General features: G+C 67.6%; 12 protein-coding genes. 5 read left to right on the forward strand and 7 right to left on the reverse strand.

The features are described 5' to 3' along the window. Window positions 1-26: 26 nt before the first annotated feature. From CY658_RS09085 to CY658_RS09105, 5 genes are all read right to left on the reverse strand, one after another. A complete protein-coding gene (locus CY658_RS09085) occupies window positions 27-1,493 on the reverse strand; it encodes an amidohydrolase family protein (RefSeq protein WP_101489792.1) in 1,467 nt (488 codons plus the stop codon). 61 nt (window positions 1,494-1,554) lie between these two features. Further along, on the reverse strand, window positions 1,555-2,316 hold the full coding sequence (locus CY658_RS09090; protein WP_180838927.1) for a sulfite exporter TauE/SafE family protein: 762 nt from the start codon (window positions 2,314-2,316) through the stop codon (window positions 1,555-1,557). 2 nt (window positions 2,317-2,318) lie between these two features. Continuing rightward, window positions 2,319-3,572, reverse strand: a complete 1,254-nt coding sequence (locus tag CY658_RS09095; protein WP_101489794.1) for an MFS transporter — start codon at window positions 3,570-3,572, stop codon at window positions 2,319-2,321. Between the two features lie 83 nt (window positions 3,573-3,655). Beyond that, entirely contained in the window at window positions 3,656-4,543 is an 888-nt protein-coding gene (locus CY658_RS09100; protein WP_101489795.1) for a polysaccharide deacetylase family protein, read from the reverse strand. 28 nt (window positions 4,544-4,571) lie between these two features. Next, window positions 4,572-5,291 carry a fumarylacetoacetate hydrolase family protein gene (locus tag CY658_RS09105; RefSeq protein WP_101489796.1) on the reverse strand — a complete coding sequence of 240 codons (720 nt, stop codon included), beginning with the start codon at window positions 5,289-5,291 and terminating at the stop codon, window positions 4,572-4,574. A 122-nt stretch (window positions 5,292-5,413) separates the two neighbouring features. Here CY658_RS09105 and CY658_RS09110 point away from each other — a divergent pair, with 122 nt between their 5' ends. Continuing rightward, the gene (locus CY658_RS09110) at window positions 5,414-6,391 is read left to right on the forward strand and encodes an AraC family transcriptional regulator (protein WP_257884792.1); all 978 of its coding nucleotides are present in this window, start codon (window positions 5,414-5,416) and stop codon (window positions 6,389-6,391) included. A 143-nt stretch (window positions 6,392-6,534) separates the two neighbouring features. On the opposite strand, the gene CY658_RS09115 is transcribed toward CY658_RS09110, so the two are convergent. Then, on the reverse strand, window positions 6,535-7,476 hold the full coding sequence (locus tag CY658_RS09115; RefSeq protein WP_101489797.1) for a LysR family transcriptional regulator: 942 nt from the start codon (window positions 7,474-7,476) through the stop codon (window positions 6,535-6,537). Window positions 7,477-7,615: 139 nt separating this feature from the next. Here CY658_RS09115 and CY658_RS09120 point away from each other — a divergent pair, with 139 nt between their 5' ends. The 3 genes from CY658_RS09120 to CY658_RS09130 are packed head-to-tail and all read left to right on the forward strand — an operon-like array spanning window position 7,616 to window position 13,563. Next, complete coding sequence (locus tag CY658_RS09120) at window positions 7,616-9,094, forward strand: short-chain fatty acid transporter (RefSeq protein ID WP_257884793.1); 1,479 nt, start codon at window positions 7,616-7,618, stop codon at window positions 9,092-9,094. Window positions 9,095-9,110: 16 nt separating this feature from the next. Beyond that, entirely contained in the window at window positions 9,111-12,578 is a 3,468-nt protein-coding gene (locus CY658_RS09125) for a molybdopterin-dependent oxidoreductase (protein WP_101489798.1), read from the forward strand. Window positions 12,579-12,618: 40 nt separating this feature from the next. Then, window positions 12,619-13,563, forward strand: a complete 945-nt coding sequence (locus tag CY658_RS09130) for an ornithine cyclodeaminase family protein (RefSeq protein ID WP_101489799.1) — start codon at window positions 12,619-12,621, stop codon at window positions 13,561-13,563. A gap of 21 nt (window positions 13,564-13,584) precedes the next feature. On the opposite strand, the gene CY658_RS09135 is transcribed toward CY658_RS09130, so the two are convergent. Continuing rightward, complete coding sequence (locus CY658_RS09135) at window positions 13,585-14,553, reverse strand: LysR family transcriptional regulator (RefSeq protein ID WP_101489800.1); 969 nt, start codon at window positions 14,551-14,553, stop codon at window positions 13,585-13,587. 102 nt (window positions 14,554-14,655) lie between these two features. Between CY658_RS09135 and CY658_RS09140 the strand changes: the two genes are divergently transcribed. Beyond that, on the forward strand, window positions 14,656-15,651 hold the full coding sequence (locus CY658_RS09140) for a Bug family tripartite tricarboxylate transporter substrate binding protein (RefSeq protein ID WP_101489801.1): 996 nt from the start codon (window positions 14,656-14,658) through the stop codon (window positions 15,649-15,651). Window positions 15,652-15,676: the final 25 nt, after the last annotated feature.

Genomic DNA, 15,676 nt, shown 5'->3' on the forward strand with positions numbered 1-15,676 from the left:
CCGCTGCCGCAAGCGTGCCCCAGGCTTCAGGCCTTCAGGGCCTCACTCGCCGCAGCGCGAATCCGGTCCGCCGATTGCCGCGCGCGCCGCATGATGCCGCGCGTGTCGTAGGCCAGCAGCCTGCCGCTGCGCTTCACGATGCGGCCGTCGACCATCACGGTGTCGACGTTGGCAGCACTGCCGCTTTGCACGATGGCGGTCTCGACGTTGCCGACCGGGCCCATGTTCAGGTCCTGCGTGCGCACCAGGATGATGTCGGCGCGCTTGCCTTCGGTGATCGAGCCGGTGACGTCGCCCAGCCCCATGGCAATGGCGCCGTTGAGGGTCGCCATCTCGATCGCCTCGGGCACGCCGATCGCCTTCGACTGGGCGCTCGGTGTGCCGGCCCACGGCACGCCCAGGTTCCAGGTGAAGCGCATGGCCTCGAACATGTCGGGCGGCGCGATGGAGGTTGCGTCGCTCGACAGCGAGATGGTCAGGCCCGCGTTGCGCATCGCGAAGAGCGCGGCGCGCGCATCGCCGGTGCCGCTGAGCCGCAACTCGGAGTGCGTGGCAAAGGACAGCGGTGTTTTCGTGCGCGCCATGGCCGCCAGGTCGGCCGTGCTGGCGGGCACGTAGTGCGCGAGCATGAAATCCGGGCCGAGGTAGCCGCGCCGTTCGTAGTCGACGGCATCGACGTTGTTCGGTGCCTCCTGCGGTGCGTGAATCGCAACGGGCAAGCCGCTGGCCTTGGCGGCCTTCATCTCTTCATGGAACACGGCGTCGGTGCTCTGCTGCGGGCCGCGCAGGTTCAGCCCCAGGTGCACCAGCCCGTCGAACGGCGAGCGCTCGCCGAACCACTCGCGCCGCACGCGGGCCAGGTCGTCGTAGCGGTTGAGTTCGTCGGCGGGCATCTTGTCGACGTGGCCGTAGGCATAGCGGGCGCGCAGCAGCGCGTGCTGGTGCGCACGCAGTTCGGCATCGGCATGGGCCGGGGAGCGCGTGTTGTGCGACCAGTTGTGCACGGTGGTGGTGCCGCCGTTCGCCAGCTCGGCGCAGCCCAGCATCACGCTGTTGTAGAAGTCGTCGGGCGTGTACAGGGTCGAGGTCGCGTTCTTGGCGGGGTAGTACGAGAAGCCGCCGTCGCGCGCGGTGAAGCTGCGACCGATGGCGCTCCACATGTGATAGTGCGAATTGACGAAGCCCGGCATGACGATCATGTCGGTCGCATCGATGATCTCCGCGCCGGCCGGTGCGCTCAGGCCCCGCCCGATCTTCTCGATCACGCCGTTGCGGACCCACACGTCGGCACGCGGCAGCACGCCCTTGGCGCGGTCGACCGTGATGACCGCGCCGTTGCGGATCAGGTAGCTGCCACGGCGGATGCTGGGCGATGCGGGCGCGCGCGCCGTGCGGGCCGACACCGACGCCGAGCCGACGAGCGCTGGCGCACCGGTGGCGGCGACCATCAGCGCCCCTACAAAACGGGTGAAGTCTCTTTTGGTTGTTTGCATGTCCAGACCCAGTGGTTGCCAGTGATTGAAGTGATGGAAAGAAGAGGAAGCGAAAGCCCGCTCAGTACGCCTTGAGAAGAAACGCCGCGGTCATTGCCAACCCCGTCAACACGACGAAGCCGCGCACCACCTCGGGCTTCAGTCGCCGTGCGAGCATGCCGCCGGCATAGCCGCCGACCGTGGCACCGAGGGCCATCCACAGCGCGTAGGTCCAGACAATCGCGCCACTGGCCGCGTAGATCGCGACGGCGATGAGCGTCAGGATCGCGGAGACGAAGTTCTTGATGCCGTTCATGCGCCCCATGTCGGTGTGCCCCAGCGCGCCGAGCACGGCGAGCAGCAAGATGCCGAGGCCACCGTTGAAGTAGCCGCCATAGACCGCGACCGCGACGATGCCCAGGTCGGCGATCCAATGACCTCGTGGCGTGTGGTTGTTGTCGGCCGTGGCGAGCCTGCGACGCACCAGGCCGGGTCCGATCGCGAAGAGCAGCGTCGCGGCCAGCAGCAACCACGGCACGATGCGGGCAAAGGCATGGTTCGAGGTCGACAGCAGCAGCGCCGCACCGGCCGCGCCGCCGAGCACCGACAACACGCCCAACCGCAGGAGCGAAGGCGACATCGGGCCCGACAGTTCCTTGCGCAGCGCCCAGGCACCGGCCAGATAGCCCGGCAGCAGCGCGGCTGTGCCTGTGGCGTTGGCCGACACCAGCGGCACGCCGACCATCGCCAGCGCCGGCAGGGTCAGAAAACTGCCGCCGCCCGCCACGGCATTGAGCGCACCGGCCAGGGCCGCGGCGCCGCCGAGCAGCGCCCCGTCGAGCAACATCACGGCTTGCGCGCCGGCAGCGACATCCGGTCGGTGTGCAGCAGCAGCGTGAGCCCCACACCGATCGCCGCCAGCAGCGTGATCTGCACCAGCCCGGCCGTGCTCCAGCCGAAGCGCGAGGCAATGCCGCCGATGACGAAGCCCGCGACCGCGCCCGCGCCGTACAGCGTGGTGACGAACACGCCCGTGGCGCGGCTCGTGAGCGAGGCATGCACCGCCTTGATGTGATACCCCGCCAGGTTCACGTAGAGCACGCCGCTCACCACGAAGCCCCACGCGAAGGACAGCGCCGACTGCACCACCATGTCGGTGGGTCCCGAGAACATCAGGAAGCCCAGCAGGCCGGTGCCCACGAAGCTCGCCGAGAGCACGAGCTTGGGATGGAAGCGGTCGCCGAGCCAGCCGCCGAAGATCGATGCGAACACGCCGAAGCCGAAGGTGCTCATCACGCGGCCGGTGTCCGACGGCGTGTAGTGCAGGTGCTCGCGCAGGAAGGTCGGGTACATGCCCAGGTAGCCGTAGATGCAGAGCCCGCCGATGACACTCATGCCGGTCAGCAGGGCCGTGTTGCGGTTCCACAGCGTGGTGGCGCCGCGCTGGTCGGTGCGCCCGCCGGTGGCCGCCACGTTCTCGGTCATGCGCTTGCTCACGGTGAGCGCGATGATCGCCATGGCCGCGAAGCCCGCCACGCCGAACACGATGAGCGGCAGGCGCCAGTCGCGCTCGACGCCGATCAGTTGGCCGCCGAGCAGCGGCCCCAGGATCGCGCCAATGCCGAAAGAGAAGTTGATGGCCCCCACGGCGGTGGCCCGGTAGCGCGCGAAGTAGCTCGCGGCGATGGCGATCACCACCGTCAGCTGCATCGCCTCGCCGATGCCGGTGACGGCCCGGTAGACGATCATGTCGGCGAAGCCGTGCGAGTAGGCCGCCAGCAGCGTGCCCAGCGAGAAGATCGCAATGCCGATCTGCAACACCGTCTTGCGCGACAGCCGCGCCAGCAGGTAGCCCGTCGGGACGCCGGCCACCGCCATGCCCAGCGTGAAGATGGTCGACAGCAGGCCGGTGTCTGCCAGGCTGAAGCCGAACTCCTTGCGCACGTCCGCGGCAATGAGCGGAAAGATCTGCCGGTCCATCGCGTTGAGCGCGTACGAGGCGAGCAGCACGAGGAACATGCCGATCTCCAGCGCGGTGATGGGCGCCTCGCGGCGCGCGCCACCGGCGGCAGGGGAAATGACCGAGGTTGAGGAATGCACGTGTCGTCTCCTTCTCGTCGAGCGAGAAATCTGTTTGTTGTTCGTTCGTTGCACGGGGTCGCCGGCGCTGTGCCGGCGAAGGGTCACGCCGCGGTGCCTGCGGGGCTTGCGGCGCCGTACCAGTCGAGGATCTGCTCGCCGGTCATGAAGGCCACGTCGTCGTGTTGCTGGATGTGCGCCAGCGCCTCGCGGAAGTAACGCAGGCGGTGCGGCGCGCCCATGATGTAGGGGTGCACCACCAGCGCCATGACGCGGGCCGAATCTTTCGCGTCCGCGTAGAGCTGTTCGAACTGGTCGATGGCGCGGTCGCGGTACTCGCTGGCCTTGTGGTGCTGGATCAGCATCATCGCCACGTCGTTGCATTCCTGCGTGTAGGGCACGTTCACGATCGAGCCGCCGTCGCGCGTCTTCAGCCGCACGGGTTGGTCGTCGAGCACCCAGTCGCACACGTACTCGTAGCCTTGCTCGGCCAGGATGTCCGGCGTGTGCCAGGTCTCGGTGAGCCCCGGGCCGAGCCAGCCGCGCGGGCGCTTGCCGGTGTAGGCGCGAATGGCCTCGGTGGTCTTGGCGATGTCCTCGACCTCGTCGGGCACCTTCTGCATGTTGCGTTGCCCGAAACCGTGGCCGATGAACTCCCACTGGCGCTCCTTCGCCGCCCGGGCGATGGGCTCGTAGGCGCCGATGGCCGAGCCGTTGATGGCGAGCGTGGCGTTGATGCCGAGCGCGTCGATCACTTCGAGCATGCGCCAGAAGCCGACGCGGTTGCCGTACTCGTGCCAGGCCCAGTTCGGAATGTCGGGCATCGGTGAACCGCCCGCCGGTGGCGTCAGCACCGTGCGGGGCATGGTCTCGTCGATGTTCCATTCCTCGACGTTGACGATGACCCAGACGGCCAGCCGCTTGCCGCCGGGCAGCTTCAGTGCGGGGCGGTCCGCGATGGACGAGTACGAGATGCGTTCGAGTGGTTTCATGGGGTCTCCGTGTGCTGCGGTTGCGGGCTCAGACGATCTCGACCTGCAGGGGCGCGAGCCCGTCGATGCGGCCGGTGAGCTTGTCGCCGCGCTGCACCGGGCCGACCCCTTCGGGCGTGCCGGTGAAGATCAGGTCGCCGGGCAGCAGGCGGTATTGCTTGGACAACTCGCTGACGATTTCATGGACATTCCAGATCATCTTTTCGAGCACCGAGTCTTGCCGCACCGCGCCGTTCACCGAAAGGTTCAGCGTTCCCGAACGGATGTGCCCGACCTTCGCCACCGGGTGGATCGGGCCGCAGGGCGCCGAGTGGTCGAACGACTTGCCCTGTTCCCACGGCAGGCCGCGCTTGTTGCATTCGCGCTGGCGGTCACGCCGGGTCATGTCCAGGCCTGCGGCGTAGCCAAAGACGTGGTCCAGCGCGTCTTCGGGCGACACGTTCGATGCGTCGCTGCCGATGGCCACGACGAGTTCGAACTCGAACTGGAAGTCGTTCGTCAGCGTGGGGTAGGGCACGCGCCCGTCGGTCACCACCGAGTCGGACGGCTTCTGGAAGAAGAACGGCGGATCGCGCTCGTCGCCTTCCTTCATCTCCCGGATGTGCGCCAGGTAGTTGCGGCCCACGCAGTAGACGCGGCGCACCGGAAAGCGCTGGTCGCTGTCCACGATGTCGATGGAGATGGGCTGGACTTGAAGGGCGTCGCTACGGGTATTGGTCGCGCGCTCGGCCGTCGGTTGGGGGGACATGGGTTTGTCTCTCTGGATGGTTTGGAAAGGAGTGGCTAGAGTCTAGGAACGAGGCCTTCTCACCTCAACGCGCAGGCTTGCGCAAAGATATGCAATCCTTGCGATCTTGAGATCAGCCCTTCATGCCACCCACGCCTTTCCCCGACGAATTCGTGCCGCCGCCCCGCGCTGGTGCCGCGCGTGCCGCCATCAGCAACTACACGATGGCGGCGCGGGCACAGCGCGCCTATTTCGGCATTCACGACCAGAGCAACTGCCTGCCGAATCCGGTGCCGCACCGGCACGAGTACTTCCAGATCTACGTCAACACGCGGGGCGAGACCACACACTACATCGGCGGCAACCAGCGCGTCATCGGCGCCGGCACGGTGAGCTTCGTGCTGCCGTTTCTGGTGCACTACATCCCGAACGCGGCCGATGGCGTGTTCCATGTGATCAACATCAGCAAGGACTACCTGCTGCCGTCGCTGGACCTCGACGTGTTCGAGCTGTCGGAGGTGCCGTTGTCACGCGCGCCCGAGCTCGCGCCGTTCCGGTTCCAGCATTGCCTGGATTTCCGCTTCGATGACACCGAGACCCAGCAGCTGCAGGCGCTGTGCGAACGCATGGCGCAGGAAGCGCAGCGGCCGCCGGGCGAAGACACCGCCAGCCACCTGCTGATTCGCAGCCATCTGCTGCACCTGATCGGCATGGTGTGGCGGCGCTACGGCGAGGAGTTTCGCAACTGCGAGGCGCAGGGGCTGGCCCTGCAGTCGTACCGGCCGGCGGTGCTGCGCTGCATCCGCTACATCAGCCGCAACCTCGCGCAGGAGCTGAACCTGGCGGACGCGGCGCAGGTGAGCCATGTGTCGCCCACGCACCTGGCTCACCTGCTGAAGAGCGAAACGGGCAAGACCTTCCTGGAGCTGGTGACCGAACGCCGGATCGAGCGCGCCAAGACGTTGCTAGTGTTCACCGGCGCCTCCGCGGCGGAGATCGGCGAGAGCACCGGCTTCGGCGAGCCCACGCAGTTCGCGCGCCGTTTCGGACAGATCGTGGGGGCGACGCCTTCTGCGTACCGGCGGCAATTTCAGCGGGGTGGGAATCGGACGTGGGACTGACGGGCGCGGTGCTTTCTGGCATGCCCGATGGCGGGCGGCCGCATCGCCTCCCTCTTCGACAAGTCGATTTCCACGCATGAAATTCCTGCCGCATAGGACTTGGGTCCCATGCGCGCGCGCGGCGGACCGCCGCGGCGAGAAAGCTACTGCGGCTCGTCATCCATGCGCGGCTGTGACTCTCTCGTCAGCGTCTTGGCCAGCAACCGCAAGGTGCTCGCAGAGGCTGCCGTGGCCTCCGACAGAACGGCTCCGCGCCGGTAGGCCAGTCCCAGGTCCATCGAGGGCACCGCGCTCGACACCACCGTCCGGCGGATGCGCCCGCCATCGTGCGACCACGGGCGAAACACCAGGTCCGACAAGATGGTCACGCCCACGTTCTGTGCAACGAGGCTGCGCACGGCCTCGATCGATTTGGTGCGGAACACGACCTTGGGCTTGAGCTTCATCGCGCTCCAGTAGCGGCTCACGGTGTCCACGTGCTCGTCCATGTCCAGCAGCACGAAGGGCATCTGCGCGATCTCGCGCAGCGACACCGACTTCTGTGTCACCAGCGGATGGTCGAACGACGTCCACAGGCGGCGTTCCGACTTCAGCAGGTTCTCGCGCCGGATGTCCGGCGCGCGCGAGAGGTTCGACACCAGGACCACGGCCAGGTCGAATTCGCCGCTGCGCAGGCCGTTCTCGATCTCGAGCCGGTTGCGCTCCACGGGCTCGAACTCGACCAGCGGCAGTTGCCTGCGCATCGCGCCGATGATCTTCGGCAGCATGTATTCGGACACGGTGTCGGTGATGGCGATCTGCACCCGCCCCTCGACCGCCGACACCGAGTTGCGCGTTTCCTCCACCGCCGCCTCGAGCGTGTGCAGCATGTGCTCCGCGTGCCGAAGAAAGCCTTCGCCCTGCACCGTGAGCCGCAGCCCGTCGGAGTGCCGCGTAAAGAGCTGCACCTTCAGAGTGCTCTCCAGGTTCTTGAGCGACGTGGTCAGCGACGGCTGGCTCACATAGCAGCGCTGGGCTGCGCGGGACACCTGGCCCGTGTGCGCCGCAGCCACGAAGTGTTGCAGCTGCTTGATCGTTATCGACATAGACGAATCCTATATCGCTCTATTGAAAATAGAGATTATGAATTGTCGATGGCAATTCCTAACATCCGGGCAGCACGCCATGTCAGGCGTGTGACGAGGACGCCCACCGTTCCAGAAGCAGTAGCAGCAGGAGACCCCCATGCCATCGACATCACACACTTCCGCCGGCCCCGGCGCCCATCCTCCGGTACCCCACGAGGCCTCTGCCGATGCCGGGCTGTTGAGCCGCCTGGGCCTGCGCTTCACCGCCTGGGCCGAACGCTGGTTTCCCGACGCCTTCGTGTTCGCGGCCATCGCCGTGGTGGTGGTCGCGGGTGCCGCGCTGCTGAACGGATCGAGCCCGCAGGCGGTGGCCAAGTCTTTCGGCGACGGCTTCTGGAGCCTCATTGTTTTCACGATGCAGATGGCGCTGGTGGCCATCGGCGGCTACGTGGTGGCGACCTCGCCGCCGGCCGCGCGACTCATCCGAAAGCTGGCCGCACTGCCCGTGTCGGGGCGCCAGGCCATCGCGTACGTGGCGGCGATCAGCATGATCCTGTCGCTCTTCAACTGGGGCATTTCGCTGATCTTCAGCGCGCTCTATGTGCGCGCGCTGGCCGGCCGGCTCGACCTGCGCATGGATTACCGCGCCGGCGGCGCGGCGGCCTACCTCGGCATGGGCGCAACCTGGGCGTTGGGGCTCAGTTCGTCGGCGGCGCAGCTGCAGGCCAACGCCAGCAGCCTGCCCAAGAGCATTCTCGACATCACCGGCGTGATCCCGTTCAGCCAGACCATCTTCCTGTGGCAGTCGGTCGCCATGGCGCTGGTGCTGATGGTCGTGTCGGTGGCCATCGCACTGTGGTCGGCGCCGGACGCGAAGCACGCGGTCACGGCGCAAGACCTGGGCGTGGACCTCACGGAAGCCAAGCCCGCTGCCTCCGAGCCCGCCGAGCGCCGCCCCGGCGAGTGGTTCGAGCGCAGCCCGCTGCTCACGCTGCTCCTGTGCGCGCTGGGCTTCGGCTGGCTGGCGCAGGAGTTCATGGCCAAGAGCCCGCTGATCGCGATCTCGGGCCTCAACACCTACAACCTGCTGTTCCTCATGATCGGGCTGCTGCTGCACTGGCGCCCGCGCAGCTTTCTGGACGCGGTGTCGCGTGCGGTGCCGTCGACGGCGGGCGTGATCATCCAGTTCCCGCTGTACGGTGCCATCGCAGCCATGTTGACCGCAGCAAAAGGCGACGGCGGCATCACGCTGTCGGACCGCATCGCGCACCTGTTCGTGAGCATTTCCAGCGTCGACAGCTTCGCCGTGGTGATGGGCGCGTATTCCGCCGTGCTGGGCTTCTTCATTCCCTCGGGTGGGGGCAAGTGGATCATCGAGGCGCCCTATGTCATGCAGGCGGCCAACGACCTGAAGGTGCATCTGGGCTGGGCCGTGCAGGTCTACAACGCGGCCGAGGCGCTGCCCAACCTGATCAACCCGTTCTGGATGCTGCCGCTGCTGGGCGTGCTGTCGCTGAAGGCGCGCGACATCGTGGGCTTTACCTTCCTGCAGTTGCTGGTGCATGCGCCGCTGGTGCTCTTCATGCTCTGGGCCTTCGGGCGCACGCTGAGCTATGTCGCGCCGGTGATGCCTTGAGCCGCCCAGATTTCGCATGCAAGTGATGACGACGACGGCGCCCACGCAAACCAAACAGGGCTACTGCACGCTCTGCCGTTCGCGCTGCGGCACGCTCAACGAGGTGCAGGGCGGCATGCTGGTGTCGGTACGGCCCGACGCCTCGCACCCCACCGGCCAGGCGATGTGCATGAAGGGCAAGGCCGCGCCCGAACTGGTGCACAGTCCGCACCGGCTGCGCTACCCGATGCGCCGCACCCGGCCCAAGACCGACGCGGACCCGGGCTGGGTGCGCATCGGCTGGGACGAGGCACTGGCCGAGACCGCGCAGCGCCTGGGCGCCATCAAGGCCGAGAGCGGCGCCGAGTCGGTGGTGTTCGCCGTGACCACGCCCAGCGGCACGTCATTGACGGACAGCATCGACTGGATCGAGCGCTTCGTGCGCCTTTTCGGCAGCCCCAACATCTGCTATGCGACCGAGGTCTGCAACTGGCACAAGGACTTCGCGCACGCCTTCACCTTCGGTTGCGGCATGCCCGCGGCCGACTACGCGCAGGCCGACCTGATCGTGCTGTGGGGTCACAACCCCGCGAACACCTGGCTGGCACAGGCCAATGCCATCGGCCGAGGCCGCGCGAACGGCGCGAAGATGGTGGTGATCGATCCGCGCCCCACCGCGCTCGCGCGGCAGGCCGACACCTGGCTGCCCGTGCGGCCCGGCACCGATGCGGCACTGGCGCTGGGGCTGGTCCACCTGCTGATCGCGGACGCGCGCTTCGACGAAGGCTTCGTGCGCGCGTGGACCAATGCCCCGTTGCTGGTGCGCGGCGACAACGGACACTTCCTGCGCGAGCAGGACCTGTGGCCCGAAGCCCAGGGCAACCGCTTCATGGCGTGGAACGACGCACTCGCCTGCGCGGTGCCCTATGACACCGAGCAGGCGGCGCACGACCAGGATGCCGCCCACTTCCGCCTGCGCGGTGCGGTCGAGATCGACGTGGGCGCACATCGCCTGTCGTGCGCGCCAGCCTTCGAACTGCTGGCCCAGGGCTGCGCCGCCTACACGCCGCCGAATGTCGAGCGCATCACCGGCGTTGCGCAAGCTTCGTTGCGCGCGGTCGCTGAGCTTTTTGGCACCTGCCGCCGCGTGGCCTACCACGCCTGGACTGGCATCGGCCAGCACACCAACGCGACGCAAGCCGAGCGCGCGGTCGCCACGTTGTATGCGCTGTGCGGCAGCTTCGACCGCATCGGCGCGAACCGCGTTCGCGTCGGCCCGCGCGTCAACGCCGTCAACGCGCTCTCCCTGCTGCCTGACACGCAGCGCGCCAAGGCCCTCGGCCTGGCGGAGCGCCCGATCGGCCCTCCCGCACACGGGTGGGTGACGGCGCGCGACACCTACCGCGCGATGCTCGAAGGCGAGCCCTACAAGGTGCGCGCGATGATGGCCTTCGGCACCAACCTGCCCGTGTCGCAGGCCGACACCGCGCTCGCGCACCAGGCACTGTCGCAGCTCGAATTCCACGTGCACTGCGATCTGTTCGAAACACCCGCCGCCCGGTACGCCGACATCCTGCTGCCGGTCAATACGCCCTGGGAGCGCGAAGGCCTGCGCATCGGCTTCGAGATCGACGACCGCGCCGCCGGCTGGGTGCAGTTGCGCCAGCGCATGGTGACGCCACGCGGTGAATCGCGATCCGACAACGACGTGCTGTTCGACCTGGCCGTTCGACTGGGCATGGGCGACGGCTTCTTCGGCGGCAGCCTCGACGCGGGATGGAACCACATGCTCGAGCCGCTCGGCCTCACGGTCGACCAGTTGCGCGCCCGGCCCGAAGGCATGGCCTGCGCCATCGACGCGAGCGAGCAGAAGTACGCCCGCGCCACGCCCACCGGCGTGCGTGGCTTCGACACCCCGACGCGCCGCGTCGAGCTCTATTCCGAAACCCTGCTGCGCCACGGCCAGCCGCCGGTCGCCACCTTCGTCGAACCGGCCGACACGCCGCGCGATGCGAAGGCCACGCGCCAGGGCCGCTTTCCCTATGTGCTGAGTTCGGCCAAGAACGGCTTCTATTGCCACAGCCAGCACCGCAGCCTGGCCTCGCTGCGCAAGCGCGCGCCCGATCCGGTGGCCGAACTGAGCCCCGCGCTGGCGGCCGCCAAAGGCATCGTGGACGGTGACTGGATGCGCATCCGCACGCGCGTGGGCGAGGCCCGCTTCGTCGCACGCGTCACGCCTCAGCTGGCCGACGACGTCATCGTGGCCGAGTTCGGCTGGTGGCAGAGCTGCCCCGAGCTCGACCGCGACGGCCTGCCAATCGAAGGCGCATTGGGCAGCAACTTCAACGCGCTGATATCCGCTGACAGCTGCGATCCAGTGAGCGGCTCGGTGCCGCATCGCTCCTTTCTCTGCGACATCGAACGCGACCCGGCGACAGAGATGCGGCAGCGCAAGTGGTCCGGCTACCGCCCCTTCCGCATCAGCGCGCTGCGGTCCGAGGCCGACGGTGTGCTGGGCATCCACTTCGAAGCGGTCGACGGCGGCGAACTGCCCGACTACCGACCCGGTCAGCACGTCGAGATGCAATTGCATCTGGACGACGGCACGCAGGTCACGCGTGCCTACTCGCTCACAGGCGCGGCCGAGGTGCCGGGCCGGCGCAGCTACAGCGTGGCCGTGCGCCACCAGCGCGGCCGCTCGGCCGACGGCACGCCGCACGAGGGGCGCGTGTCGAGCCATCTGCATCGCGCGCTGAAGGTCGGCGACACCCTCGCGCTGCGGGCGCCGTCCGGCGGCTTCGTGCTGCCGCGCCATTCGCCGCAACCGCTGGTCTTCTTCGCGGGAGGCATCGGCATCACGCCCTTCATCAGCCTGCTTGAATCGCTGCCCGACGGCGCGCAGAGGCCGGCCATCTGGCTCTACTACGCCAACCAGAACGGCGCGACCCACGCGTTTCGCGAGCGCATCGCGCAGCACCGCGCGCGTCTGCCGCAGTTGCAGGTCGTCGACCACTACAACGCACCACAGCCGCAGGAACGTCAGGGCATCGACTACCAGTCGGACCGCTTCATCGACGCGAGCGTGGTGGACGACGCGTTGATCGCGCAGCGCGCCCGTTTCTACCTGTGCGGACCGCCGGCCATGATGGACGCGGTGACCACCGGACTGGTGGCGCGGGGCGTTCCGCGCTTCGACATCTTCAGCGAGGTGTTCCGCTCGCCCACCACGCCACCCACCGACGGCGACCAGTGCTTCACCGTCAGCTTCGCGCGCTCGGGCCACGCCCCCGCGACGTGGACGCCCCGGCAGGGCACGTTGCTGACCTTTGGCGAATCGCTCGGCGTGCAGATGGCCAGCGGCTGCCGTGTGGGCCAGTGCGAGAGCTGCGCCGTGCGCCTGCTGAGCGGCAAGGTGCGCCATCTGCACGGCAGCGAACCGGAAGACCCGGCCGTGTGCCTTGCCTGCCAGGCCGTCCCGCTCGAAGACGTGGTGCTCGAGGCCTGACGGCCGGCACTTTCATCCACCTGATTCCATCCGCGACCCCATGAAAATCATCGATACCGAAAGCACCCGCCGTGCATTGCCCTTCGACCGCCTGATCCCGGCCCTGCGGGAGATGTTCATCGCTGGCTGCGAGGTGCCTTTGCGGCACACGCATTCGCTCCAGGCCGGGGCGGACGCCTCGCCCCGCACCGTGCTGGTCATGCCGGCGTGGCAGCACGACCGCTACCTGGGCATCAAGACGGTGACCATCTTCCCGGACAACGCGCGGCGCGGCCTGCCTGGGCTGTTCTCGACCTATGTGCTGTACGACGCCAGCACGGGCGAGCCGCTGGCGCAGATCGACGGCAACGAGATCACGTCGCGCCGCACCGCTGCCGCATCGGCCCTGGCCGCGTCCTACCTCGCGCCTACCGATGCGCGCAGCCTGCTGGTCGTCGGCTGCGGGCGTGTCGGCAGTCTGATTCCCGAGGCCTACCGTGCCGTGCGTCCCCTCGAGCGCGTGGTGGTGTGGGACCGCGACGAATCTGCGGCCAAGGCACTCGCTGCGCGGCTGTGCGCGCAGAACATCGAGGCGGCCGTTGCGCCCGACCTCGCCAAGGCGGTGAACGACGTCGACATCGTGAGCTGTGCCACGCTCGCCACGCAGCCGGTGGTGCAGGGCGCGTGGCTGCGGCCTCGCAGCCACCTCGACCTGATCGGCAGCTTCACGCCGCAGATGCGCGAAGCCGACGATGCCTGCTTTGCGGGCGCACGTCTGTTTGTCGATACGCAAGAAGCGCTGCAAAAGAGTGGCGAACTGCTCGGGCCGATGTCGCGCGGCGTGTTCGCTGCCGACGATGTGGTGGGGGAGTTGGCCGACCTGGCCGCGGGCAGGATTCAGGGACGCGCCGATCGTGATGGGCGAACCGTCTTCAAGGCCGTAGGCACCGCCTTGGAGGACCTGGCCGCGGCAGTGGTGGTCTACGAGGCTTCCGAATCGAACTGAGGCACTTGCCTTCGCGGGCCGCTAAGCGCCGGGCGCCTCCTGCACGTGTGCGGCAGGCAAGCCTCGCGCATGCGCCTTCAGGCAGTCAATGAAGTCCATGAGCGTGGCCGAGACGTGCTCGCGGTTCCACACCACGGTGATGGGACCGAAGCGGATGTTCGAATCAGTGGCGATCTTCCGGAACAGCCCCAGCGAGGCCATGTAGTCCGCCATGGATTCCGCACACACGCCGACATAGTCGCCCTTGTGCAGCAGGGCCTGCATCATGGCCAGCGAGGCGGTTTCTGCCTTGGGCACCAGCCACGATGCCTGTTGCTCGATGAGGTAGGCATCCATCTGGATGCGGGTGAGCGTGCCAAGGGGCGGCATCACCCATTGCTCGCGCAGCACGTCGGCAAAGCCCAGCGGCTGGTTGCTTTTCCAGTGCTTGCTGCCCTGGCCGATGACGATGCTCACCTGGTCGTCGAAGAGCACGTGATGCGCCAGCTGCGGCTGGTGCGCCCTGGCATCCAGAACGCCGATCACGGCATCCATGGCACGCGTGTCCAGGCCCTTGAGCAGATCGTCGAACAGCCCGTCGTGAATGGACACGGCCACATCGGCATGGCGCTGCTGGAATGCGGTCACGGCTTCGGGCAGGCCGCCGGCGATGCCGGCCCAGACGCTGCCTACGTTCAGACGCGGCACGCGTCCCGCGGCCACCGCATGCATCTCGCGGCCGGTGCGGACAATGTCGCCCAGCACGGTGATGGCCAGCCGCTTGAGCAGATGCCCCGCGGGCGTCAGCTGCACCTTGCGTCCGCGCACCACCAGCGGCGTGCCCGCCACGCGTTCGAGTTCTGCCAGCCAGTGCGACATGGCCGATTGCGTCATGTGCAGCCGCGCCGCCGCTTCGGTCAGCGTGCCCGCCTCGTCCAGCACCAGAAAGGATTCCAGATGCCGGACCTTGATGCCCCGGGCCCAGGAGAGGCCTTCTGAACGCTCGATCATGAGTAAACCTTCATGGTTCCATTTTGCATTTTCACTAGGTGGATGGCAGCGTTGTCATGAAAATTACTTCATCTTTTATATCAGACCCTCAGAGGAATTCCTGTGCCTGAAGCAATCACGAACGTCTACAAGATCCTGATGGGTGTCGCGGTTGCGGCCGTCACGGTCACCACGGCCACCTCCGTGTACGCGCAAGCCTCCTACCCCAGCCGGCCTGTGCGCCTGGTCGTATCGCAGGCGCCGGGCGGCAGCAGCGACACGATCGCGCGCCTGTGGGCCGAGCACGCTGGCAGGGCCATCGGCGCCACCATCGTGGTGGAGAACAAGCCCGGCGCGGGCGGCATCATTGCTGCACAGACCGTGCTGAATGCGCCCGCCGATGGCTACACGCTGCTGTTGGGCAGCGTGTCGCTGATGGTGCTCAACCAGTTCACCTACAAGCCGCTGCCCTACAACCCCGAGAAGGATTTTGTGGGCGTGACCATGCTGACCACGGTGCCGTTCGTGCTGTCGGCCAATCCGGCCACGGGCATCAAGACGCTCAAGGACCTGACGGACAAAGCCAAGGCGGCGCCCGGCAAGCTGAACTTCGCGTCCGCCGGCCTGGGCAACTCCACCCATCTCGCTGTCGAGTTGGTGAGCAATGCCCTGGGCATTTCGATGACCCACATCCCTTACAAGGGCGAGGCCGACGGCATCCTGGCCACCATCGGCGGGCAGACCGAAGTGATGGCACCGGTGTATGGCACGGCGCTGCCCCACATCAAGAACCACAAGCTCAATCCACTGGCCGTGTTGTCGCCGCAGCGCACCCCCGAGCTGCCCGACGTGCCCACGCTGGGCGAGCTGGGCGTGAAGGGCTTCGACAACATGGGCTGGAGTGCCGTGGTGGCACGCGCCGGCACGCCGCCCGACATCGTGGAAAAACTCAACAAGGCGACTGCCGCCTTCCACAAGAGTCCCGACGTGCAGGCCAAGCTCAAGAGCATGGGCGTGATTGCCATGTCGGGTCCTTCTGCGCTGGTCATGGAAACGGCGGCGCGTGACACCAAGGCCTGGGGTCCCACGCTCGGGGCGCTGAACCTCAGCGCCAAGTAAGCCGGCGATCCGCGCAAGCGCCGCT

The organism is Variovorax sp. RO1, from assembly GCF_002849325.1.
GTDB lineage: Bacteria > Pseudomonadota > Gammaproteobacteria > Burkholderiales > Burkholderiaceae_C > Variovorax.

Coding starts and splice junctions, on each gene's coding strand:
- CY658_RS09085 (WP_101489792.1), bottom strand. CDS start 1,493: ATGCAAACAACCAAAAGAGACTTCACCCGTTTTGTAGGGGCGCTGATG.
- CY658_RS09100 (WP_101489795.1), bottom strand. CDS start 4,543: ATGAAACCACTCGAACGCATCTCGTACTCGTCCATCGCGGACCGCCCC.
- CY658_RS09105 (WP_101489796.1), bottom strand. CDS start 5,291: ATGTCCCCCCAACCGACGGCCGAGCGCGCGACCAATACCCGTAGCGAC.
- CY658_RS09110 (WP_257884792.1), top strand. CDS start 5,414: ATGCCACCCACGCCTTTCCCCGACGAATTCGTGCCGCCGCCCCGCGCT.
- CY658_RS09115 (WP_101489797.1), bottom strand. CDS start 7,476: ATGTCGATAACGATCAAGCAGCTGCAACACTTCGTGGCTGCGGCGCAC.
- CY658_RS09120 (WP_257884793.1), top strand. CDS start 7,616: ATGCCATCGACATCACACACTTCCGCCGGCCCCGGCGCCCATCCTCCG.
- CY658_RS09125 (WP_101489798.1), top strand. CDS start 9,111: ATGCAAGTGATGACGACGACGGCGCCCACGCAAACCAAACAGGGCTAC.
- CY658_RS09130 (WP_101489799.1), top strand. CDS start 12,619: ATGAAAATCATCGATACCGAAAGCACCCGCCGTGCATTGCCCTTCGAC.
- CY658_RS09135 (WP_101489800.1), bottom strand. CDS start 14,553: ATGATCGAGCGTTCAGAAGGCCTCTCCTGGGCCCGGGGCATCAAGGTC.